Below are 21,773 nucleotides of genomic sequence, written 5' to 3'. Positions count from 1 at the left end.
TAATTTTCAAATATATAAACTGAACTAACACTAAGTATTGTAGATGATGGTTTAGTTGTTCATCCACCTGTTGGTGCAGGTACCCAGAGGAAGATATGAAAGACGTAATCTACAAGTTGGATCTGAGTAGAAAACAGTTCATTGCTAATAAAGAACTCTTCCGCTTTCTAGCGTGCATACTATGTATTATCGTTAAGAATGGATGAATATAAATAGTACATATGGAGGTAATTAAGTTTGAAAACTCACTACTATCTCAGTTGGTTTAATGATTTTTTTCCAGAGAAGCTGGTCCATTGTTTGCAGGAGGATATACAAGACAGAAAATCGCTTGTTATGATTAGCGCCGACCCGTCTGGTTATACAGATGAGCAAGTTAACTTTGATGATGTTTCTGAATGGACATGGTTGAATCAGGCTAATATTATTTTTGATGAATATCATTTCATTGATTACCGCATGCAGAAGGAAGATGCCCAGCGATCCATTCAGAACGCTTCTGTCATTTTTTTATGCGGTGGAGATCCTGTTCTGCAGAACGATTTTTTGGCGGATTATGAATTATCCGATGTTATTAAGAATAGCAATGCCGTTATAATGGGTGCCAGCGCCGGTGCATTAAACATGGCTGCAAAATGGTTAAGCTTGAATAACACTGATGAAGTTGAAACAAGTACTATTTATAATGGTATTGGCTTTGATCATTTTGCCTATGAATCTCATTCTAAGCGGAACTACGCCACGTTTGTTCAAGGCTACCTGTTCCCCTTGTCTGAAGAGATTGATGTTTATGCGGCAGAACAGGAGAGCGCTATACGTGTAAAGGATGGCAAAATAGAAATAATGGGACCTTTATATTTAATTTCCCACTCAAAGATTCAGAAGTTGGTTGAGACGCTCTAATTAGGGTGAGTGGCTGTGACCTTACATAAGTAATTCCTTTTGATGTATAAAATCCAGGCTTACAGCGAATCATCTCGGGGCTCCTCTCCTGATTGGAAGACTGTTTGTAAACAGATGCAATCTTAATATCTCCAGGACTTATTGTCGGGCAAAAATGGTAATTTTTTTAGACCGCCTTCAATGGCGGTCTTTCTATGCTCGGCGGAGGCTAACTGCCCATTTCGTTCAACTAAAGGCCAGGTTCGTATAAAAGAATATCTCAACGCTCCAAAACTTATATAGAACGACACCAATTCTCCAAGGAAACTTAATTGTGCACAAATAGTTGCGATATGAAAACGTAGCAGAATTATACTTCTGTTAAGAGGAGGGATCAGATGGATTGGCTTATGAGGATGAATCGGGCATTGGATTATATTGAAATGAACTTGGTCGGCGAGATCGAGTTGAAGGAAATTGCTCAATGTGCTTATTGTTCTTCACATCAGTTTCAGAGAATGTTCTCGTTCATTACCAATGTTTCACTTGCGGAATATATACGAAGAAGACGGCTGACTCTCGCTGCAATTGAATTGCAGAATAGTGATAGGAGAGTTGTTGATATTGCCATAAAGTATGGGTATGAATCACCGGTATCATTCGCAAGAGCATTTCAATCGTTGCATGGTGTTAACCCTGCAATGGCTCGAGAAGAAGGGACTGCCCTCAAAGCCTATCCTCGGCTTTCCTTCCTTATTTCGATTAAAGGGGAAGAGCCTATGAACTATCGTATCGAAACAAAAGAAAGCTTCGAAATATTTGGAATCGAGAAAGTGTTTCAATTAAACGGAGTAGAGACACCGGCACAATTATGGAAGCAAAGCCATGAAAATGGCGAGGTTGAAAGACTTGCTACAAATGCTGGTGATCTACCAAACTCTTTGAATTCGAATTATCATAAAGTGCATGCTGTGTGTAGCTACAAAAAAACTGGGGAGGATACTTTCGCATACATGTTGTGTGCATTTAAAGGTGAAACAAGTAAACCCGATGGTTACACAAGTATAACGATACCAGCACACACGTGGGCGATCTTTTCCTCTGATCCCTTTACATGGGATAAATTCGATGAAACCATTGAAACCTTATATAGACGATTCTTTTCTGAATGGCTTCCTACTACAGGATATGAACAGGTCGACGGAATGGAATTTGAAATTACTGGAGTTAAAGATGAACTGAATTTTGTTGAGTTATGGTTTGCTGTAAGAAAAATATCTTAGTTTTATTTCTTTTAGACTAGTCTTGAATAATAAACTTAATAAAAAAAATGGAGCAACCAACTGTGTCCAATTGGTTGCTCCATTTTTTCATTCACCTAACGGCCAGGGAAAATGCAACATTTTTCCTGTTAAACAGGTCAATAAAGATGTACGAATTAACATGATGAGAAGAAGGTGGAAAAAATGAAGCTTCGTATATTTACGTTCATATTTTTTATATCCACCATGTTCTTTATCTCAAATGCACAAGATGTTAACGCTTTGTCATGTGCCGAATCGGGAGGTCCCCAAGAACAGTTAGAAATATATGATGGAGCTGTATATGGTGAAGTAAAGCAAGTAAAGGTCGACTTAAAGCAAGAGGGGTTTACGGGGACCAAAGAGAAAATTAGATATATTTTAGTGGAAGCTGAGAGAAGTTGGAATACTGAAGTTGACTCCCAACTAATTATTGAACTGACTACACATGGGGATTTGATTTCAAGGAAGGTAACAAATACTTAATATACTTTAGCGAAGTGGATGGCGAATTAGGAAGTAGTCCGTGTAGTGTGACCATCGAAATGAATAATGTTAATCAAGCAACTGAGCTATTCGGGCAAGGATTTCCACCAAAACAACAAGTAAACGTAGAACACAAGATGTGGTTTATGTTTGAGCAAGATATTGATATGTATATCGTAGGTGTAATCGTATTTGCGGTGATCTTTATCTTCTTTATGAGATTAAGAAAGAAAAAGCGCAAAGTATAATTTGGTTGCTCTAAACGTGAAGCTTTTGCTCAAAGAAAAAGTCATTTGAAATAGGCATGGATTCCTGTATGACCTATTACCCCCTTTACTTAAACGAGGATCGAGGCGTATAATCCGTTGAGATATCAGAGTAATAAGAGGGGAACTAGTTATGAATAATGGATTAATCAACGCGATCATTGCTTATATCATGTGGGGGGTTCTCCCGCTGTATTGGAAGTTGTTTGAAAATGTACCGGCAGGCGAGATTTTATCGCATCGGGTTGTCTGGTCATTTGTCTTTATGGGGATTTTCGTTGCCGTCCAACGTCGTTGGAGTGACATGAAGCGCATTCTGACCAGTCGTTCGACCCTGCTGTCCCTTACCGCGAGTGGGCTGCTAATCGCTATTAATTGGCTTATCTTCATCTGGGCGGTTAACAACGGTCATGTCGTTGAGACAAGTCTGGGCTATTATTTGAACCCGTTACTGAATGTGTTGCTGGCGGTTGTCTTCCTTCATGAAAAGCCAAACCGTGGACAATGGCTCGCGATTGCCATCGCTGGTGTCGCGGTGCTTATCATCGCTATCGACTACGGACGTTTCCCATGGGTTGCGATCTCACTGGCCGTGTCATTTGGCTTGTACGGTCTGGCGAAGAAAAAGATTAAGCAAGACGCTTCTGTGGGTTTATTTTCGGAGACAGCTGTAGTTCTACCCGTCGCACTGGGCTACTGGATCTACTTAGCCATAGTAGGAAAAGCAACGGCATGGACGTTACCTGCACCAATGTTCTTCGAACTGCTGCTTTCCGGTGTAGTGACGGCGCTGCCGCTGCTGTTCTTTGCACGGGCGGCTGCCCGAATGTCGTTGTCCACACTAGGCTTCGTACAGTATATTGGGCCGACAATCATGCTGATCCTGAGTGTGTTTGTGTTCAAGGAAACGGTCTCGCCAGTTCTGCTTGTTGGTTTCGCACTCATCTGGACAGCGCTTATCGTATACGCTGCCGCATCGATACGTGCTACGAGACTCGCTAAGGTAAGCTGAACAGAGGTATCTTAATTGTTATAATGCCCTTTCTGCCAATGAGGTGGAGAGGGCAATTTTTTGTTTGTGGGGGAGCGATAGATCGATAAAAACTAAAAAGGAAGGCTGATCAACGTTATGGTAAAATACAGGAGTAGTAATCAAAAATAGTAACCAAACAGAGTAATCGAAAAACGAGGAGGCGACAGATATATGATGGTTAATAACCGTTACCGCAAACGTGATCCATTCTTTGTAAAGAATGCTGTAGTTCAGATACTATTTCAGTTTGCAGTTTCAGCAATAATCGGTAGTATATATGGGTTCATGATGGTCAACGAGACGATAGGTGGATATATTAATAAACTATTACCGAGCACGGATGGTCCGGATCTTCATTTATATCTGCCCATTGTGGTTACGGTGTTCATCTACTCGTGTTTAATTCAGAAGAAACAGCGGATTTTACTTGAAAAAATCTCATTTAGTTTTCTCCATATTTTGGTTGCCCTGCTAGGCTGTATTTCTTCAGTTGTTGTGTTATTGGTGATCTAATCCAAATCCTACGTATCCACACCTTCAGCCCCATCAACTGCATCAATGACACCGACAGCGAGTGTTGTTACCGCAGCAGCAGCTAAAAGATTCTTGGCACCAAGCTTCACTCGGTCCTTATCTTCCTCTTTCATGCCCACAACAACATCTTTACCGCTGTTATATACATACTTGGCTGATATCGCTACACCTTTTGCAGTATTGGTTACAGCACCTCCAATATCGGCAAGCCCCGCGTCTATGGCGGTATCATCTTTTCGAATTGCACCACTGGCAAGATCATAAGTTCCGCTAGCCAGTTGTCCCACGGTTTTGCCTGTATTAATCGTAGCTTTCTCTACGCCGTTCCCGATTTCTTTGATAAAGGGGCTTCCCGCGATTTCACCAACAACCCTCACGCTGCCGCCCAACACTTTCCCGGTAACTTCCCCAGCTAACTGACCGAATCCTTTTAAAAAACTCATCCATTTTCCCCCGCTCTTAAAATAAGCTAACCGATGTTCTGCATGATTTATTTTATTATATTCATATCTAAGCGAAAAAACCATTCTGGATTCAGCCTAGCTCATAAGAACGATCCGCCCCCGGAACGCCCACTATGCTACGCCCTTAACGCACTTCATCACAAAAAGGCGCTACTCCCACCGGGAACAGCGCCTTCTGCCCTTGTTTTACCTTACTACCTGATCCATTTGACTACACACGTTTTTAGAAGTGCCTCATTGAGCAGCACCGTAGTGGAGGGGCCGGAATCGATTCTGAAGAAGCAGAGCGTTCGCCTTTGTATCCTAATTTCAACTTATGAAAAGTTGTTCGAGAAATTAGGATACAACAGCGATCATAAGAACGATCTGCCACCGGAACGCCCACCAGGCTGCCCCCTCAACGCACTTCATCGCCAAAAGGCGCTACTCCCACCGGGAACAGCGCCTCAAGCTCTTGTTTTACCATACTACCTAATCCATTTGACTACCCACGGTTTTAGAAGTGCCTCATAGAGCAGCAACGTAGTGGAGGGGGCGGAATCGATTCTGAAGAAGCGGAGCGGTCGCCTTTGTATCCTAATTTCAACTTATGAAAAGTTGTTCGAGAAATTAGGATACAACAGCGATCATAAGAACGATCTGCCACCGGAACGCCACCACTGCTCTCATCCAAACATCTAACCTCTCCGTGTTCTAGTCAATAAATCCTTCCATGACAACAGTTGGCATCATATTGGACTGCCATGCGCCTTTGCCGTAGCCGCCGTTGTATCCTGGTGTAGCCTGAGGCTCCCAGTAGAATACACCTTTACCTTTGCCATTGGGCAGATTACGGATTTGGTTTTTCATCGCAGCAACAAAACTTTTACCAGCTGCAGCCTGGTTATTGTCCATGCCAATTTCGGAGATGATGATCTCTTTGCCATAACGGTTGATCATATCCTTGGCGTTGTTTACCGTATTTGTCACAGCGGTGTTCCAGCCGGAAGCTGAAGGATAGAGGGACATGGCAATCATGTCAAAGTTGGCTCCGTTATTGATCAGGCCTCCAATATTCCATACATAGAGGGCGTTATCATCCCCACCTGCCAGATGCACAATGGTTTTGGTGCCGCTGCTCAGGGATTTCACTGCGTTATGGCCTGTGTTCACCAACCACGCATAGTTTTTCATGTTGGTGGATGCTTTGCCATCTTCCCATAACATACCGTTACTTGTTTCATTCCCGATCTGTACCCAGTCCGGGGTAACGCCTTTGCTTTGCATTGCCGTCATAACTTCACGAGTGTGGTTCCATACCGCATCCATGAGCTGTTGGAACGTATAATTTTTCCAGGCAGCAGGTTTGGTTTGCTGACCAGGGTCTGCCCAGGAATCGCTGTAGTGCAGGGTAAGCATTACACTCATGCCAGCATTTTTGGCACGTTGTGCGAGTGCAGCCGCACGATCCTTATTTATGTAACCGTTCCCATAATCATTCGAAGGATTAACGAATACCCGAATGCGAACCGAGTTGATTTGATAGTCTTTTTTCAAAATATCAATGATGTCGCGTTGTACGCCGTTTTTATCTTTCCATTTGTAACCTTGGGCTTCCATTCCGGGAACCCAACTGATGTCGGCTCCTTTGGCGAAACTTGGTGCTGCGCTGGCATGCTGACCTGCGGGCAACATGATGGAGGTGAATAACAAAACAAAAGCCAACATGATGGATGTCTTGAAACCCCTTACATTTTTGAACATTACAAGATGCCTCCTCGGATTTAGGTTGAGTTGCATCCTAATTATAGCCATCCTGGTTTACTCTACTAAAGGGTCCATTTCCAATATTTTGGGTGTTTTCTCAACCTCTCTACAGAAAAAGAGAAAACAAAAAGCCGTCCGAAGACGGCTTTTCTACCCGTGGCGCTTTTTGAAACATTGATCCGTATCCCGCGCCTCCACCAGACTCTTTTAATTTGAGCTAGTGGATCGGGTAAGGGACACGTTCAACATGACATTAGAAATGTTGACGCACCTCCTTTCCTTGTGGCAAGAGTATACAACACCTTGTTTCGGAAAGCTAGTCTTTTTTACGTATTTAAGCAAAATTATTTTTCAGTCTGGAACATCGTGATATCTCGTGCATAATGGCTCTTTGTTCCGTCATTGTTTCGGATGCGCACACTGTCTTCACTGATCCGCTCCACAATGCCACAACCGACCTCGCAATAGACACCAGCCGGGTCTTCCTGCCACGCGCTTACCATACATTGAGATAGTGCAGCCGTGAAAAATTCTATATTTTTTTGTAACGTTCTAGGTTTGTTGGATTTCATTATATACTCCTTTAATCAACTATATTTGGAATGAGAACAAGCAACCGGACCAAATCACACTGTACTTCACTTTACTCTGTCTATTGACCTTTGTAAAGGGATGGAAAAAGTTGCGGCCATGAGGTATCATTTACATAAATTTTACGTAGCGTTTACACTGCGCTGACGCTTGATGTTGATTACGAATAGTACAATTATATGAGAACTTCTAACCAAGAATAGATATGCAACACATTCGGAGGCCATACATGCATAGAGACGTCAAAACAGGTAACTACGTTAATCGTGATTTGAGTTGGGTTGAATTTAATCGGCGCGTACTTCAGGAGGCCCAGGATCCAACAACGCCTCTGCTGGAACGCATGAGATTTCTCGGCATTGTCGCTAGTAATCTGGACGAGTTCGTCAGTGTAAGGGTGGCGGAGACAAAAGAGAAGATCAAGGCCGGATTCACGCAAAAAGATTTTACAGGATACACGCCTTCGGGATTGTACCGCAGATTGATCAAACGAACCGGGACCATGGTCGCCGAACAGTATAAAACGTATCGTGAACTCATTCGTATACTCGCCAAGAAAGGCGTGAACATTCAGGAATATACAGATCTTAATGTGACACAGCAGCGCGCAATGGACCAGTACTTTCATGAAATTATTTTTCCGGTACTCACACCGATGGCGATTGACCAGAGTCGTCCGTTCCCGCTGGTACACAACAAGTCTGTCTATCTGTCCGTGATGTTACAGAAGGAAGGGGAGCAAAAGGGCGAGCCGTTTATGGCTATTGTTCAGGTACCTTCCAATCTGCCGCGGGTAGTTCAGGCTCCCATTCGGGCGAATAGCAAAAAGAAAACATTCATCCTGATTGAAGACCTTATCAAACATCATATCCATACGCTCTTCAGCGGATATATCTCGCTTGCTGCACAGGAATTCAGGGTGACCCGTAATGCGGATCTGTTTATTAATGAAGAAGAAGCGGGAGATCTGCTTGAGGCTATTGAAAAAGAATTGCGGCGCAGACGCCGCGGGGCTCCTGTACGACTGGAAGTGTGTAAGGATTTTCGTCCGGATGCCTTATTGGAATTGCAGGATGAATTTGATATTCACGACCCGGTATATGAAATTGATGGACCACTTGATCTGAGTTTTCTGGCGGGATTCGTGGACAGTCTGGAAAGTTTCTCACATCTGAAATACAGTCCGGTGAAGCCAGTCTACCCCCTTGAGTTTCTGCCAAGAGAAAGTCATTTTGAGCTGCTGCGCAAACGCGATGTACTGGTGCATCATCCGTACGAATCGTTTGAACCAGTCACTGATTTTATATTGGAGGCTTCGGAAGATCCAAGAGTTCTGGCCATCAAGATGACCTTATATCGGGTCAATGGCGATTCACGCCTTATTCCGGCACTTGCACTTGCCGCTGAGAGTGGTAAGCAGGTCACGGTGGTGGTGGAACTGAAAGCCCGATTTGATGAAGAGCGCAACATTGCTTGGGCCCGTAAGCTGGAGAAGGCCGGTTGTCACGTGGTTTATGGACTGGTTGGACTGAAGACCCATGCCAAAATCATTCTTGTCGTACGCAGGGAACAGCAGGGTTTAAGACGTTATGTTCATGTAGGAACCGGTAACTATAATGAGAGTACAGCCAAAGTGTATACGGACGTGGGACTATTCACCTCTAATCCAATTATTGGAGAAGATGCATCCGAATTGTTCAATGAGATTACCGGATACTCCGGTCCGAAGGCATTGCAGGCGTTCCGCGTAGCTCCAGATGGGATGAAGGATGAGCTGTTTGCACTGATTCGAAGAGAAACAGAGCATGCGCTGAAAGGCAAACCTTCCAGAATCATTGCCAAGATCAACTCCTTATCCCATCAGGAAATGATTGATGAATTGTACGAGGCTTCTCAAGCCGGCGTTCAGATTGATCTGATTGTGCGTGGTGTATGTTGTCTGCGTCCAGGGGTGGAGGGACTCAGTGAGAACATTCGGGTCATTAGCATTGTGGATCGCTTCCTGGAGCATTCCCGGTTGTTTTATTTTGAAAACAGCGGCAATCCCGATGTATTCATCTCCAGTGCAGACTGGATGACACGTAACCTGAATCGAAGAATTGAACTGATGTGTCCCGTATTCGATCCAGAGCTGAAGAAGATGCTGGTCGATATTCTTAATCTGTCGCTTATGGATAATGTCAAAGCCAGAGAACTTATGCCTGGTGGCAATTATGTATTTGTAGAAAATGAAAAGCCCCCGCTGAGAAGTCAGACGGAGGCCATGGGTATTATCCCTTGGAAGCCTGCTGAATGGAGTGCGTTAACGTAACTCCCCAGGCTTCCTTCAGATCCTTGACGGCCTCTTCCAGGCCATCAAGTTCCAGTAACGGCTCAGCTGTACAGGTGAATTGCACCTGCAGTGAGTCGTTTTCTTTTGTTGCTTTGATCGCAGCGATGCTCTCAGATCGATTAATGGCTTCGACTACGCGCAGCAGAGAGCCAATTCGATGAGCATGCCGCTCATCCGAGTTTTTCAGAATGTCCCGGTGCTTATTCAGCAACTGGGGCGTTCTTTTTTTGGGATGATAATCAGCTGCACTGGCACTTAGAATGGTCTCCCGATGAGAAAGTCCATAGATGCTTGCATTCATGATCCAATAGGCCGAATGCTGTGTATAACGGAAATAGTTAATCTGCTTACCTGCCATGTGCAGCATGGAGGATGCATACAGGATTCGGGCATCTGCTTGATCAGGAGGGGTACCTTGTAATGCAGTGTACAGGGTAACCATATCCTGATGAATCCGTTGCAGACGTTTCTCTGGAATAGGCGGACCAAAATGGATAAAGTTGCGGATACTGTCCTTCAGCGCGTCTGGAACGACCGGCTGACCTCCAGCCATGTAATCTCGCAATAACCCGTCTCGTAGACCCGCGCCACTAACCACATAACGATCTCCCTGTATTAACTGGAAGATTGTTCGCAGGATCAGTACGCCGGGCACAATGATGTCAGCGCGATCTTTGGCGAGCCCAGGTACCTTTTTGCGCTGTGCTGAGGTGAGATGTGGCAAGGAGCGAGCGATGTTCTCCATCGCTTCCTCACTAATCTCATAATGATGGCTGACAGGCAAAGAATACTGGGTACGCTTCTGTTCCACTTTGGCGAGTGTACGCATTGTGCCGCCAAGTCCGATGAGTGGCAGACCAGGATGCTCACGAATCCAATCCTGTCCACGAAGAGCTTCAGTGACTTCGTTGCACAATGCATTTGCATTAGCCTCGGTCCACTGATCTTCACCCCCGTATCGGGCATGTGAATTCACTGCACCAATGGGGAGGGAGATGCTATGTAACCTTTTCCGATCCCGAAAGACCGTAATCTCTGTGCTGCCACCTCCAATATCCACGACGTAACCGTCTGCCAGATCAATGGATTGAGTGACACCAAGGAACCCATAATAGGCCTCCCGATCTCCCGATACACATTCAATGGTAAGCCCGGTCTCTGTCTCCAGCCATTCAATAATCTCCAGGACATTGCTTGCATTACGAATGGCTGCGGTAGCTGCTGCACGAATCAGTTTGGTCTGATACGCTTCACAGGTCGCTTTGAACTGACGCAAGATGGTGATGGCTTTATCCAGTGAATGGCGCAGAATGGTTCCATCGGACTCAACAACGCTGCTCAGACGAGCGGCATATTTGTCTTCATGAATGATGCGATAGGCTGCGTCCTGATCCAGTTCATATATAACTAGACGAATGGAGTTCGAGCCGATATCAATAATTCCTAAGGTTTCATTAGTACGTGTCATAAGCATCTCCTTCTACAGAGTTCAACTACCCAAAGTGAAGAAGGGCAGCCATGGCTTCCGGTGAACCCGGCGGTGTGGCAGAGAAGGGCGTAGTTAACATAACAACAATGATAAAGACGATGAAACAGGCAAATATAAGACAACTCACGGCAAAGCCGCGATTACGCTTTTGCATAAACAGTCGAATACCTGTGACAAAGAGAAGTACCGTAACAGCTACCAGAACGATCGACATTGCAAAATAGGCTACGCCATAAAGTGATTTGAAAAATGCTTCCATTTGTTCTGAACGCTCCTTAGATCCTCATATTTAAGCCCTTCCAAGCCATTCCTTAGTAGCATACGACAGATTGACTTGTTTGAAAAGCAAACCGGGCGCTTGTTCCCGTTTCCGCCATCACCCTGGGACAGGTTACATGGAAAAGGGGCCATTGCCGTGGACAGACATCCAAGAAAGCAAGGCTTCTGTTGAGTATGTATAAGGAAGGACTATTGTTTCAAGGAAGGAGATCAACCCATGTCGAGACAACTTGCAAGCAAATGGCGGAAGACAGCGGCTCTGATGAAATACCCGGTAGCTGCTGTCCATATCCCACAGACCAAGGCATTCAACCCGGGTAATCTGCAGCAAATGCTCAGTCGTTATGGAATGGTGTATGTCAAACCTATTGTCGGTGGTGGAGGTTACGGTGTCATCCGGGTATCGGCGAGCGGTGGGGCTTATCGATACACCCATATGAAAACGACCCGTTCTTTCACCAGTTTCAGCCAGATGTATCGCTCTCTGGTGCGTGTAAAGGCTAGACGAAAGTACTTGATCCAGCAAGGCATTCATCTGGCAACAATTCAAGGGAGACCTGTTGATTACAGAGTCAAAGTTGTTAAAACCCAACGAGGCTGGGTATTCCGTTCTTTAGTAGGACGACTCGCTCGTCCCGGGCTCTGTGTGACGAATCTGAGCAAGGGTGGCACCATGTTATCAGGAAGGCGAGCTCTTGGTTTATCCCTGCCACATATATCCGGTCGGCACAAACGCCGGGAGATGCGTTCACTTACACTGACATGTACGTACATTATGGAGAGTCAGTTCCCTGGTGTAGGTCAGCTTGGATTTGATTATGGACTGGATTATTCAGGCAAGATCTGGATTTTGGAAGTAAATACCAGACCCCAATAGAAAATGAATGGGAAAGCTCAAGAAAATCCAAGAAAAACCGATAATATATAGAAGAAAACGTTATGAAAACCGTTTGAAATTTTACATTACCGGGTAATTTACTCGCAACAAGTCTTGAAACTATGAATTTATTCCAAAAAAAATACGCTGATAAACGTTCTGACAGTAGTACAAACTTCCTGTGCATAAATATTGTCCACACTATACACGTTGATTACTCTATATATTTTCCATTTATCAACAAACTATGCACAGGATTTCCACATATCGTTGTGGATAACAAGAACGCTTGTTCTCTATATGAATCTCTGATATGATAGTTTTGAGGAAAAAAAAGGAAAGGTTGTGGCGGGAAATGGCTATGTTATCCGATGAGATGTTGTTGGATTCCTACCATAAAGCGATTGAGTTGAATCTCGAACGAGATTTCATCGCACTGCTGTTGGCAGAAATCCATAAGCGCAAACTGGGTACCGACGTATCTGCCATTCTTCACTAGAGATCCTCATTGCAGGCAATGTTACAGGTTTCCGGACAAGTCCCATAGTGAGACAGGCCATGGCGTGCTCGTCTGACAATGGTGACAGTACATCACATGATTGCAAACGTTTTCGACTTCGTCTGCCGTGTCAGAGGAAGGTTGGAATACGTAGGGGCTGTATGGTCCGGTGTAATCATCCAATTTGCCGCATTCTAACAGTCCCTGAAGGCAGTGGGGGCAAGCCTGCTCCGGTACAACCAGACCGTTACACAGCGGGCATATATAAGACAAGGGTATCCCTCCTGATATGGATTCACTCAGGAGTAAGATACCCTTTTTTGTATCAATATATGTTATTTCAGCAAAACTAGCGTTTCATGTTACTGCTGTGTCCTGGGGACAACTTGGCATCCGGATCGAAGTATACCTTCGCATTGTTGACAGCTGTTGGAGCTTCGCCGAATCCGACAGCGATCAGTTTCAGTTTACCCGGGTATGTTGTGATATCACCGGCAGCGAAGATTCCTGGAATGGATGTTTCCATGCGGGAATCAACAACGATGGAGTTACTATCAATTTCGATACCCCACTCGGCAATTGGTCCGAGAGAAGAGACAAATCCGAAGTTAACGATCACATCATCTACTTCAATTTCCTGAGTTTCTTTGGTTTTCACATGGGAAAGGGTTACTTTGGTAATCGTGTCATCTCCGTGAAGTTCCGTGATTTCGGTCGGTGTAACGACATTAACCTTGGAATTCATCAGGTTTTCGACACTGTGCTCATGCGCACGGAACTTGTCCCGGCGATGGATCAGCGTCACTTGCTCAGCGATCGGCTCCAACATGAGTGCCCAGTCTACCGCAGAGTCACCGCCGCCACTGATCAGTACCTTTTTGCCAGCGAAGGCATTCAGATCACTGATGAAGTAGTGCAGGTTGCTCTTCTCGAACTTGGCAGCACCTTCAAGCTCCAGGCGACGTGGTTCGAATGCACCTACACCAGCTGTAATAATGACAGCTTTGGCATGATATTCATTCTCATCCGTCTTCACGATGAAATGTTGTTCATCCTTTTTCTCCACCGATACAACCTTTTCTTCAAGGCGGATGTTCGGGTTAAAATGATTCATTTGCTCAACGAGGTTATTCACCAGTTCCTGAGCCGTTACTTTCGGGAATCCGGCTACATCATAGATGTATTTCTCCGGGTAAAGAGCGGCAAGTTGTCCGCCAAGCTGTGGCATGCTTTCAACCAGTGTAACGGATGCCTGACGCATCCCGCCATAAAACGCAGCGAACAGACCCGCAGGGCCTCCACCGATAATAAGTAAATCAGTCATATCATGACTGGAATTTTGTGCAGTCAAGAATCAACAACACCTTTCATATTTTAATAGGTAGTTAACAGAAAGAATGTGCAGGCTACGGATCGTAACCAGCATGGGTGCTGAACTGTCCTTCCTATTATAAACGGTGTACTCAGGGTTGCAAAGTTAGCGGCGTCACTAAACTGAGAACAATTGATGAAGATCAGATGAGAATAGGATGAAATTGGAAATGAAAGGTTATGAAAAATAACAAAAAAAACCTTGATATTTACCAGAAATACAGATATCCTTGACCTGTACTATGTGTTTTTTTGTCTAATTTAGAGTCAATATGTAATATGAAGAGAGATCCCGTGTTTTGTAGAATCTTGTGGTTAATTTCACAACTTAAAACGATAACTTGCATACAAACGGATCAATTTTGATGCAAACGTTTAAATAAATTCGCGAAGTTAACATTTGTCGTCATAATGGGCAAGACCTCATCAATATTTGTAAGTATGTGCATTTTGCATCTCACCCAAGATCGGGCTGATGCAAGTGAAACCGGAAGGGGTATAGACATGAGCAGTATTCCCAAAATCGTCATCCTCGGCGCGGGCTATGGCGGGATTCTGACAGCCCAGCGGCTGCAGAAGGAATTGAACTATAACGAGGCCGATGTCACATTGGTGAACCGGCATGATTATCATTATATTACTACACATCTACATATGCCGGCAGCCGGCACGGATACCATTGAGCATGCAAGAGTCCCTATTTCCAAGCTGATTGATGAGTTCAAAATTGATCTGGTCAAGTCTTCCGTGAAGGAGATTCGTCTGCAGGATCGGAAGATTATTCTGGAGGACGGCACGTTATCCTATGATTATCTGATTATTGGACTAGGCGGTGAGCCTGAGACCTTCGGTATTCCGGGGATGCTCGATCACGCCATGACAATCCGCAGCATTAACTCGGTCAGACTGATTCGTGAACACATCGAATATCAATTTGCGATGTACAAAAACGATAACAAACGAAATCGTATTCGGTTTGTCGTAGGTGGAGCGGGTTTCAGTGGTGTTGAATTCGTAGCTGAACTTGCAGATCGTATTCCACAGCTGTGCAAGGAGTTCGACGTGAATCCAAAACATGTGCACATCTATAATGTAGAGGCAGCGCCTTCGGCCTTGCCTGGATTTGACCCGGAATTGGTAGAACATGCGATGAATGTGCTCAAGAAGAAGGGCGTTACTTTCAAAATTGGTGTCCCAATCAAGCAATGTCTTCCGGACGGGGTTATTGTGGGTGAGGGTGAAAAGCTCGATGCGGCTACAGTCGTATGGACCGGCGGTATTCGCGGTAACTCACTGCTTGAACAGGCAGGTCTTGAAGTGATGCGAGGACGTGTGAAGGTAGATGATTATCTGCGTGCCCCTGGACATGAACATGTTTATGTCATTGGTGATAATTCGCTTGTGTTCAATGCCGAAGGACGGCCTTATCCGCCAACAGCCCAGATTGCGATGCAGCAGGGTGTGAACTGCGCCAAGAACGTCGTGGCATCCATTCGCAAGAAACAGCCACAACCTTTTGTATTTACGAGCAAAGGCACGGTTGCCTCATTGGGTAAAGGTGAAGCCATCGCCGTTGTAGGCGGCAAGAAATACAAGGGCTGGAAAGCAGCTCAGTTGAAGAAGCTGGTTGATTTGCGTTATCTGTTCATCATTGGTGGTATTCCACTAGTCCTGAAGAAAGGGCGGTTTTTTGGATGAGACATTGCAGTGTTCAGGTCCGGGGACTATTAACACGTGAAGAGTTGGATCGATACAACGCCCTGATGCAGGTCGGGGGTTATCTGGAGGAACAGGATCAGTATGATCTGGCCTACATCGTGCAGAAAGAAGTAGATATTCTCATTATGCCTGCGATTGAGCGGCTTAAAGAGAAGGGGCGTGACCGTGACCGGGCCACAGCCGAGTTCCTCGAATCGCTAAAAGCGGTTGATGAGGAGCAGGATTAGAGACATAACCTTCCAATCGCTGTTATCCCCAGATTTTTTTGATTCCCCTTTGTTAAAGGGAAAATCCGGTGATAGCGTATGCTTCCGATGCAGCTTTCTTTCAGAAAGCTTTTAGGCGAAGTGGATGCTTTCGAAGTAGCTTTCTTTCAGAAAGCTTGTAGCTTCGCTTTTTCAGGTTTTTTCTGTCCTTTCCGTTTTTGTGTAAATAAATAGTTCAAACAATATAGATCTAAATCAAGCTTGAGGTAGTAGAATATTGATAGATAATAAAGCACCGCTGACAATATCCTCAAGAGGAGATGTCGCGGTGCTTTATTGTGCTTTGTGCTATTTTTACAGCTTAAGCATGTCTTCCAGTGTTTCTTCGTTCAACAGACTTCCCACATAGAACGAACCGAATTCGCCATAACGGGCGCTAACTTCATCGAAACGCATCTCATAGACGAGTTTTTTGAACTGAAGTGCATCATCCGCAAATAGCGTAACGCCCCATTCCCAATCGTCGAAACCGACAGAGCCGGTAATGATCTGTTTCACTTTACCTGCGTAGCTACGACCAATCATGCCGTGACTGCGCATCATGGTGCGACGCTCGTCCATGGACAGCATGTACCAGTTGTCGTTCAGCTCACGTTTTTTGTTCATTGGATAGAAGCAAATGTATTGTCGTTGTGGCAGAACAGGTTTCAGACGGGCGATAATTTCCGGATTCTGCATCGGGTCTTCGCCTTCTTTGCCAAGATAGTTGCTCAGTTCCACTACACTGACGTAGGAATACGATTTGGTTGTGTATTGGGCAAACATCGTTTTGTTAAACGCGTTCTCAACAGCCTTCAGATCTTCCAGCGTTTCACGCAGGTGCATCATGCAAAGGTCAGCCTTTTGTCCCACTACGGTATAAACGACAGTGCTTCCCTGGGAGGAATTCTCGACTTCTTTCCATTCTTTCCAGAATTCCTCCAGCTCGTCCAGTGCTACCGCACGTTCTTCATCATCTGCTGCTTTCCAGGCGGCCCAGTTAATCGAGCGAAAATCATGCAGGGCATACCAGCCCTCCAGTGTTGATGCGGCTTCGTTCATTGGTTTTGTTCCTCCTGCAAGGTATATTTCCAAATCCCTATAAGAGGTTGTTCAAAAAGTTCGACTGAAAACCAGTCTTTTTGAACACGCACTATAAGGGACGGGTGAGTGCTTTATCGTTTACATTGTATCCCAACATGAACCAGAAGGGCAAATGAACAGAGTATAAATATAGGGAAATTTGTCCAGAAAGTTCGTTGCTTCGCCACATTTTTTGCGGTACACTAACTACTATCCAGAAGTGAAACCTGAAAGTGTGAAAGAAGAGGTGAATGTCTCCCGATGCAATTTATACCTGTGTTGGTATTGATGGTATTATTTTTCGTTATGATGTTTGGTATCGGTTTCATTCTGAACATGCTGATGAAGACCACCTGGTTTCCTTCCTATCTGTTCATCATTGTGATATTGCCTGTTGTCGTGTACTCTCTATGGGATCATTCGTCATCTCTGATGTCACATCTGGGATCTTTCCAGCTTGTAGACTATATGACGGGCATCGCTGGACTGGCTGGTGCGGTAATCAGTGGCTGGACGATTCAGAAGTTACGTTTGGGTGGGTACAGAATGTTTTAGATTGATGGAAAGAGGCAACACATGCCACTGTAATCGCGTGAAAGTCTTGTCTTTGTCGTAAACGCTTACGAGTACAAAGGGAAGGCTTTTTTGCTGTTCATTTTTATTAGAAGGATTATTGTACACTTGTACTTCATATACATCTGGAGAACATTCTCTTTAGATATTCCCTTGTATTCTGCGGCTACAGCTTTTATAGTATTCTAGCGGCTCTCGACATTTTTATTTTAGAAATTTGCTAAATTCGGCGAAAACGTGAATGATGTCGACCTAGGACGAAACGGAGCGAGAACAGGCCACCTTTTTACCTGTTTTTGAGCATTTGAGGATCAGACATTTATGATAGAATAGATAAACATACTTTTGGGGAGAAGGAGATCAGGCTATGCGCATGAAGAATCTGCACCATTATACTGAACATCATCGCTACTGCGTATACAGGGAGTTTGGACTTAGCGCCCTGGATGACCGTATGCTTACAGGAGCATACCAGCCCATGGTAGGTGCTTTTGCGGTTGGCTTGTATCGGCTGTTGTTTCAGCATCTTCCCGGTGAACAGGTCGGTTATTCGCCGCTTGAACAGCAACGGAGGCTGTTCATGACACTTGGCTTGGAGCCAAGTGAGAAAGGGCGCAAATATATGTTAGAGCAGACATCCAAGCTTGAGGCAGTAGGGTTACTTCAGACTTCACGGCTATATATACCGGAAAATGATGATTACATCTACGAATATGAGCTGCAACCGCCGCTCTCTCCGGCAGAGTTTTTCCGGACACAGCATTTGACACTGCTGCTTCGTGACAAGATAGGCAAATTCGCAGTGCTTTCCCTGCGTTCCGGTTTCTCGGCAGTCGAAAATGGCGACGCACCTTATCCGGTAGCCAATAAAGAGAATATTTCCGTTCCCTTTTACGATATATTTGAATTGAATACCCATGTGATTGATTACGAGTTGGAGCAGGCTTTGTCGGAAGTATCCACTACGGCTCAGCGGACAGGCACGAATGATGCAGCGGAAGAAAACAGTTTGAACTATGCCGACATTATTTTGCGTTTCCCGCGGGAGTCGGTCAATCGTCGTCATGTAGAACAATTGCGATTTGATCATGAACAATTGGGCATTGTAAATTATGTAGTGAACAAGTTTAATCTCAGTGTGCAGGATGTATGCCGACTCCTGGACGAAGATGATATCTTCAGTCCACAGGGCCAGCTGATTCTGGATGATCTTCAGCATAAGGCGAGCATGCAGTTCAGACAGACGAAGAAGCGTCATGAACAACAGACTGTACAGGCAGCCAAGGTCGTGGCACTGAGACAGCATATGGAGGAGCCTGAACGGAAAGAGGACTCTGGTGAACCACCTGTTGAGCATGGAGTGCAGATGGAGTACTACGTCGAAGTACCTCCGCAATTTATGACTAAGTGTGATATTCATCAATACAACATGATGCTGCGTAATGAGCCATATACACGTCTGCTGCAGACGTTCTTCCCAGGTGCAGTTCCGGACAATCTGATCGATATATTCGAGAAAATTGATCTGAGCTACAAGTTGCCTGGTGAAGTCATTAATGTATTGATTCATTATTTGATGGCATTGCTTGTATCCGGCGGAGAGCAGCGGATTAACCGTAACTTCGTTGAGGCCATTGCCTCCAACATGTTACTTAAGCAGGTAAACTCATATGAGAAAGCTGTGCAATATATTCGCGACCAGGCCAAGGTCAAAGGCAAACAGGCTGCTGGTGCAGCTGGAACCCGTACCCGTACATACGGCAAAGGAACCAAAGCCAAACCCGAAATTCCAATTGTACAAGACATAAGCACCGATGGGGATGCCGTATCTGAGGAAGAGTTCGAAGAGATGATGAGATTTGCCCAGCAGATGCAGGCGAGTAAGCAAAAAGGTACTTCTTAAATATTTACTATATAGCAGAAAGGCGAGTCCCCCGATTAATGGAGACTCGCCTTTTTGCTATATAAGTTGAACTGAAGAAACGTATTTTCCGTCCAATCAAATTTTTTTATTATTTCGTAGGATATTTATCTAATTTAAACCACTGCTGAAATTCCTTTTTTGTGATTTTTTTTACAGGCTTAACTTTTTTGCTTCCTGTATCGTATCTGAAAAGAATCCATTGATCTGAAGGATACTCACTAATGTAATCCATATTTTTTCCGTTCTTATGCCATAAAATTAAACCGGTGCTAATATAGTTGGTTGCCCGAGGGAGATAAATAAAACGGTCTTTCTTAGTATCGTATATTGCCAAAGTGCTTTTCACCGTATTTCCGTAAGAAAATGCAATGATATCTTCTTTTGGTGACCAATTATATGATGAAATGGTTTCTACATTTTTTTTACCTGCTTTTTCAAGACGTTCGTTTAAAATTGTGTACTTTCCTGTTTTAAGGTTCATGAGAATGAGGTTGCTGCCAGCACTTTTTTCTACTTGGATAGTAATCCATTCATTCGATGGAGATTCAGCAACACTAGTTATATCCAATAATTTAACCTCAAAATCTCCTGTTTGTAGGGTGTGCTTTTCTTTACCATGAGTAACTACAATGGTGTCAATGATGTTTTGTTCAAAATCGGCAGCAGCATCTAGCTTTAAGGTGTTCGCGGTTATCGTGATGTTGTCACCTCTCCAGACAATTTTGTTTGAGCTTATTGTTTTTTCAAACTTAGATATACTCTGATATGTCGAAGAGTTCACAGATGTTGAGTCAGCAGCAATGTGTGCTACTTTATTAGAAGTATGAAACGAAGATGATGCAGTTGATAACGTGCCCATGCTTCCTAAGACAATTACGCTTGATAATAAAACATTGGTGTATTTCATTATTATCTCTCCTTCATTTTGGAAAGTCGATTTACATGATGTGATTCCCTCCAGAACTATTCCAATCTTTGCTTATCGTTATAAATTTGTAAAGATATGAAATCATAGAGATGATATGAAATGAGATTTCAAAAAGGGTGATTAGTCCTGTAAGTAACAAACCTGAAAGGTTGAATACATATTTATTTTATATTTATGTGGCCTTCTGACTCTCTCTGGTGTCTAATTCATTGTAAATCAAGAGGAGGTTCTTACCATGTCAGGAGCTCATGACACAAAACCTGTTTATCCGGATAAACAGGAAAGCATCACTAACTTTGAAAACACTTATGAGCTGTATCGTCAAAGGATTTGCAAGTACTTTTCCCTGAAATTGAATCCGATGGTTGCAGATGATTTGACTCAACAGGTGTTTTTAAAAGCAGTCGAGAATCTTCACCGATTCCAAGGGAAATCAAATTTATTTACGTGGATATTCAAGATTGCTCAGAATACAATGAAAAACGAATATCGAAGGTTATCGCGAAAAAAAGAAACTCCGTTTGATTTTGCGGGATATGAATCACAGTCGATCTCCCTTGAATTTACGAAGTATGTTGATTTTCGAATTGATATCGGAGTTGCGCTGAAAAAGTTAAATGAAACCGACCAGGAAATCATTGCATTACGCTTTTTTGTGGACTGCACACTGCTTGAAATTTCTAAGATCGTAGGGATGCGTGAAAGTGCAGTAAAGAACAGACTCTACAGAGCTTTGGAAAAACTTAAAAAGGAACTGAAAGAATGGGGAGGCGTTACGATCATGTCTATTCAAGATCTGATTTCAATTGTTAATAAGGGTGAAAACGAGGGATTGAACAATCAGCCCAATAAAGTACACCATGATTGGGAAGTTCGAAAGTTTGAAATTGGGTATTGGATTGATACTAGGTATAGTGGGAAAGGTTATATGACTGAAGCTGTACAAGGTATCACTGATTTTGCTTTTAATCATTTGAATGCAAATCGAATAGAAATACGCTGTGATACTAAAAACACTAAAAGCAAGATGATCCCCGAAAGATTGAAGTTTGACATGGAAGGTGTTATTAGGAATGAAGACCTGTCTGTTGATGGAAGTGAATTAAGAGACACGAACATATATGCATTAGTAAAGTAAGAATCGTTTAGTG

General features: G+C 44.0%; 23 protein-coding genes. 14 read left to right on the top strand and 9 right to left on the bottom strand.

From position 1 onward, the window contains the following. The first annotated feature begins 237 nt into the window (after nucleotides 1-237). The 6 genes from MKY92_RS24530 (at nucleotide 238) to MKY92_RS24505 (ending at nucleotide 4,481) form a co-directional block, all read left to right on the top strand. Nucleotides 238-903 (top strand): Type 1 glutamine amidotransferase-like domain-containing protein, encoded by a 666-nt coding sequence (locus tag MKY92_RS24530; protein WP_339297960.1) that lies wholly within the window; start codon nucleotides 238-240, stop codon nucleotides 901-903. Between the two features lie 377 nt (nucleotides 904-1,280). Further along, a complete protein-coding gene (locus MKY92_RS24525; protein ID WP_339297959.1) occupies nucleotides 1,281-2,165 on the top strand; it encodes an AraC family transcriptional regulator in 885 nt (294 codons plus the stop codon). A gap of 183 nt (nucleotides 2,166-2,348) precedes the next feature. Then, nucleotides 2,349-2,669 (top strand): hypothetical protein, encoded by a 321-nt coding sequence (locus MKY92_RS24520; protein ID WP_339297958.1) that lies wholly within the window; start codon nucleotides 2,349-2,351, stop codon nucleotides 2,667-2,669. A 59-nt stretch (nucleotides 2,670-2,728) separates the two neighbouring features. Then, nucleotides 2,729-2,917, top strand: coding sequence for a hypothetical protein (locus tag MKY92_RS24515; RefSeq protein ID WP_339297957.1), 189 nt, complete (start codon nucleotides 2,729-2,731; stop codon nucleotides 2,915-2,917). A gap of 151 nt (nucleotides 2,918-3,068) precedes the next feature. Next, entirely contained in the window at nucleotides 3,069-3,947 is an 879-nt protein-coding gene (gene rarD / locus MKY92_RS24510; RefSeq protein WP_076211057.1) for an EamA family transporter RarD, read from the top strand. Nucleotides 3,948-4,139: 192 nt separating this feature from the next. Beyond that, the gene (locus MKY92_RS24505) at nucleotides 4,140-4,481 is read left to right on the top strand and encodes a hypothetical protein (RefSeq protein WP_339297956.1); all 342 of its coding nucleotides are present in this window, start codon (nucleotides 4,140-4,142) and stop codon (nucleotides 4,479-4,481) included. An 8-nt stretch (nucleotides 4,482-4,489) separates the two neighbouring features. Here MKY92_RS24505 and MKY92_RS24500 read toward each other — a convergent pair whose 3' ends face one another. The 3 genes from MKY92_RS24500 to MKY92_RS24490 all read right to left on the bottom strand — a co-directional run bounded on the left by MKY92_RS24500 (nucleotide 4,490) and on the right by MKY92_RS24490 (nucleotide 7,284). Beyond that, on the bottom strand, nucleotides 4,490-4,945 hold the full coding sequence (locus tag MKY92_RS24500) for a hypothetical protein (protein ID WP_221823564.1): 456 nt from the start codon (nucleotides 4,943-4,945) through the stop codon (nucleotides 4,490-4,492). 714 nt (nucleotides 4,946-5,659) lie between these two features. Beyond that, nucleotides 5,660-6,673 carry a glycosyl hydrolase 53 family protein gene (locus MKY92_RS24495; RefSeq protein WP_339301904.1) on the bottom strand — a complete coding sequence of 338 codons (1,014 nt, stop codon included), beginning with the start codon at nucleotides 6,671-6,673 and terminating at the stop codon, nucleotides 5,660-5,662. A 383-nt stretch (nucleotides 6,674-7,056) separates the two neighbouring features. Next, nucleotides 7,057-7,284, bottom strand: a complete 228-nt coding sequence (locus tag MKY92_RS24490) for a hypothetical protein (RefSeq protein WP_017692425.1) — start codon at nucleotides 7,282-7,284, stop codon at nucleotides 7,057-7,059. Between the two features lie 248 nt (nucleotides 7,285-7,532). Between MKY92_RS24490 and ppk1 the strand changes: the two genes are divergently transcribed. Continuing rightward, nucleotides 7,533-9,614 carry a polyphosphate kinase 1 gene (gene ppk1, locus MKY92_RS24485; protein WP_339297955.1) on the top strand — a complete coding sequence of 694 codons (2,082 nt, stop codon included), beginning with the start codon at nucleotides 7,533-7,535 and terminating at the stop codon, nucleotides 9,612-9,614. On the opposite strand, the gene MKY92_RS24480 is transcribed toward ppk1, so the two are convergent. Together MKY92_RS24480 and MKY92_RS24475 are read right to left on the bottom strand one after the other, a co-directional pair. Further along, nucleotides 9,574-11,103 (bottom strand): Ppx/GppA phosphatase family protein, encoded by a 1,530-nt coding sequence (locus MKY92_RS24480; RefSeq protein ID WP_339297954.1) that lies wholly within the window; start codon nucleotides 11,101-11,103, stop codon nucleotides 9,574-9,576. The genes ppk1 and MKY92_RS24480 overlap by 41 nt on opposite strands. A gap of 25 nt (nucleotides 11,104-11,128) precedes the next feature. After that, nucleotides 11,129-11,383 (bottom strand): hypothetical protein, encoded by a 255-nt coding sequence (locus tag MKY92_RS24475; protein WP_017692428.1) that lies wholly within the window; start codon nucleotides 11,381-11,383, stop codon nucleotides 11,129-11,131. A 237-nt stretch (nucleotides 11,384-11,620) separates the two neighbouring features. Here MKY92_RS24475 and MKY92_RS24470 point away from each other — a divergent pair, with 237 nt between their 5' ends. Further along, nucleotides 11,621-12,280: a YheC/YheD family protein gene (locus tag MKY92_RS24470; protein ID WP_339297953.1), complete on the top strand. Its 660-nt coding sequence runs from the start codon at nucleotides 11,621-11,623 to the stop codon at nucleotides 12,278-12,280. Between the two features lie 355 nt (nucleotides 12,281-12,635). Continuing rightward, nucleotides 12,636-12,779, top strand: coding sequence for a sporulation histidine kinase inhibitor Sda (locus MKY92_RS24465; protein WP_017692430.1), 144 nt, complete (start codon nucleotides 12,636-12,638; stop codon nucleotides 12,777-12,779). Between the two features lie 21 nt (nucleotides 12,780-12,800). Here MKY92_RS24465 and MKY92_RS24460 read toward each other — a convergent pair whose 3' ends face one another. Together MKY92_RS24460 and MKY92_RS24455 are read right to left on the bottom strand one after the other, a co-directional pair. After that, on the bottom strand, nucleotides 12,801-13,052 hold the full coding sequence (locus tag MKY92_RS24460; RefSeq protein ID WP_074096361.1) for a hypothetical protein: 252 nt from the start codon (nucleotides 13,050-13,052) through the stop codon (nucleotides 12,801-12,803). A gap of 76 nt (nucleotides 13,053-13,128) precedes the next feature. After that, a complete protein-coding gene (locus MKY92_RS24455; protein WP_036673343.1) occupies nucleotides 13,129-14,130 on the bottom strand; it encodes an NAD(P)/FAD-dependent oxidoreductase in 1,002 nt (333 codons plus the stop codon). A 524-nt stretch (nucleotides 14,131-14,654) separates the two neighbouring features. On the opposite strand from MKY92_RS24455, the gene MKY92_RS24450 reads away from it, so the two are divergent. Together MKY92_RS24450 and MKY92_RS24445 are read left to right on the top strand one after the other, a co-directional pair. Beyond that, nucleotides 14,655-15,848: an NAD(P)/FAD-dependent oxidoreductase gene (locus tag MKY92_RS24450; protein ID WP_036605766.1), complete on the top strand. Its 1,194-nt coding sequence runs from the start codon at nucleotides 14,655-14,657 to the stop codon at nucleotides 15,846-15,848. Beyond that, a complete protein-coding gene (locus MKY92_RS24445) occupies nucleotides 15,845-16,096 on the top strand; it encodes a hypothetical protein (protein ID WP_091037868.1) in 252 nt (83 codons plus the stop codon). Before MKY92_RS24450 ends, MKY92_RS24445 begins: the two co-directional genes overlap by 4 nt. A gap of 333 nt (nucleotides 16,097-16,429) precedes the next feature. Here the strand turns inward: MKY92_RS24445 and hemQ are convergent, their stop codons facing one another. After that, nucleotides 16,430-17,176 (bottom strand): hydrogen peroxide-dependent heme synthase, encoded by a 747-nt coding sequence (gene hemQ / locus MKY92_RS24440; RefSeq protein ID WP_149846789.1) that lies wholly within the window; start codon nucleotides 17,174-17,176, stop codon nucleotides 16,430-16,432. Nucleotides 17,177-17,458: 282 nt separating this feature from the next. Between hemQ and MKY92_RS24435 the strand changes: the two genes are divergently transcribed. Beyond that, nucleotides 17,459-17,752 carry a YuiB family protein gene (locus tag MKY92_RS24435; RefSeq protein WP_017692435.1) on the top strand — a complete coding sequence of 98 codons (294 nt, stop codon included), beginning with the start codon at nucleotides 17,459-17,461 and terminating at the stop codon, nucleotides 17,750-17,752. Between the two features lie 385 nt (nucleotides 17,753-18,137). Next, complete coding sequence (locus MKY92_RS24430; RefSeq protein WP_339297952.1) at nucleotides 18,138-19,673, top strand: helicase DnaB; 1,536 nt, start codon at nucleotides 18,138-18,140, stop codon at nucleotides 19,671-19,673. Nucleotides 19,674-19,782: 109 nt separating this feature from the next. On the opposite strand, the gene MKY92_RS24425 is transcribed toward MKY92_RS24430, so the two are convergent. Further along, nucleotides 19,783-20,601, bottom strand: coding sequence for a hypothetical protein (locus MKY92_RS24425; protein ID WP_339297951.1), 819 nt, complete (start codon nucleotides 20,599-20,601; stop codon nucleotides 19,783-19,785). 256 nt (nucleotides 20,602-20,857) lie between these two features. Between MKY92_RS24425 and MKY92_RS24420 the strand changes: the two genes are divergently transcribed. Continuing rightward, a complete protein-coding gene (locus tag MKY92_RS24420; protein ID WP_339297950.1) occupies nucleotides 20,858-21,760 on the top strand; it encodes a GNAT family N-acetyltransferase in 903 nt (300 codons plus the stop codon). Nucleotides 21,761-21,773 lie beyond the last annotated feature (13 nt).

Origin of the sequence: Paenibacillus sp. FSL R5-0623, assembly GCF_037974265.1 — a bacterium.
Classification (GTDB): domain Bacteria; phylum Bacillota; class Bacilli; order Paenibacillales; family Paenibacillaceae; genus Paenibacillus.
Note: the sequence above shows the minus strand (reverse complement) of the source record. Positions and strands in the feature narration are given on the sequence as shown.

Bases quoted from the DNA above. Each gene is read 5' to 3' on its own strand.
- MKY92_RS24525 (WP_339297959.1), top strand. From the start codon at position 1,281: ATGGATTGGCTTATGAGGATGAATCGGGCATTGGATTATATTGAAATG.
- MKY92_RS24520 (WP_339297958.1), top strand. From the start codon at position 2,349: ATGAAGCTTCGTATATTTACGTTCATATTTTTTATATCCACCATGTTC.
- MKY92_RS24515 (WP_339297957.1), top strand. From the start codon at position 2,729: ATGAATAATGTTAATCAAGCAACTGAGCTATTCGGGCAAGGATTTCCA.
- rarD (WP_076211057.1), top strand. From the start codon at position 3,069: ATGAATAATGGATTAATCAACGCGATCATTGCTTATATCATGTGGGGG.
- MKY92_RS24505 (WP_339297956.1), top strand. From the start codon at position 4,140: ATGATGGTTAATAACCGTTACCGCAAACGTGATCCATTCTTTGTAAAG.
- MKY92_RS24500 (WP_221823564.1), bottom strand. From the start codon at position 4,945: ATGAGTTTTTTAAAAGGATTCGGTCAGTTAGCTGGGGAAGTTACCGGG.
- MKY92_RS24495 (WP_339301904.1), bottom strand. From the start codon at position 6,673: ATGTTGGCTTTTGTTTTGTTATTCACCTCCATCATGTTGCCCGCAGGT.
- MKY92_RS24490 (WP_017692425.1), bottom strand. From the start codon at position 7,284: ATGAAATCCAACAAACCTAGAACGTTACAAAAAAATATAGAATTTTTC.
- ppk1 (WP_339297955.1), top strand. From the start codon at position 7,533: ATGCATAGAGACGTCAAAACAGGTAACTACGTTAATCGTGATTTGAGT.
- MKY92_RS24480 (WP_339297954.1), bottom strand. From the start codon at position 11,103: ATGACACGTACTAATGAAACCTTAGGAATTATTGATATCGGCTCGAAC.
- MKY92_RS24475 (WP_017692428.1), bottom strand. From the start codon at position 11,383: ATGGAAGCATTTTTCAAATCACTTTATGGCGTAGCCTATTTTGCAATG.
- MKY92_RS24470 (WP_339297953.1), top strand. From the start codon at position 11,621: ATGTCGAGACAACTTGCAAGCAAATGGCGGAAGACAGCGGCTCTGATG.
- MKY92_RS24465 (WP_017692430.1), top strand. From the start codon at position 12,636: ATGGCTATGTTATCCGATGAGATGTTGTTGGATTCCTACCATAAAGCG.
- MKY92_RS24450 (WP_036605766.1), top strand. From the start codon at position 14,655: ATGAGCAGTATTCCCAAAATCGTCATCCTCGGCGCGGGCTATGGCGGG.
- MKY92_RS24445 (WP_091037868.1), top strand. From the start codon at position 15,845: ATGAGACATTGCAGTGTTCAGGTCCGGGGACTATTAACACGTGAAGAG.
- hemQ (WP_149846789.1), bottom strand. From the start codon at position 17,176: ATGAACGAAGCCGCATCAACACTGGAGGGCTGGTATGCCCTGCATGAT.
- MKY92_RS24435 (WP_017692435.1), top strand. From the start codon at position 17,459: ATGCAATTTATACCTGTGTTGGTATTGATGGTATTATTTTTCGTTATG.
- MKY92_RS24430 (WP_339297952.1), top strand. From the start codon at position 18,138: ATGCGCATGAAGAATCTGCACCATTATACTGAACATCATCGCTACTGC.
- MKY92_RS24425 (WP_339297951.1), bottom strand. From the start codon at position 20,601: ATGAAATACACCAATGTTTTATTATCAAGCGTAATTGTCTTAGGAAGC.
- MKY92_RS24420 (WP_339297950.1), top strand. From the start codon at position 20,858: ATGTCAGGAGCTCATGACACAAAACCTGTTTATCCGGATAAACAGGAA.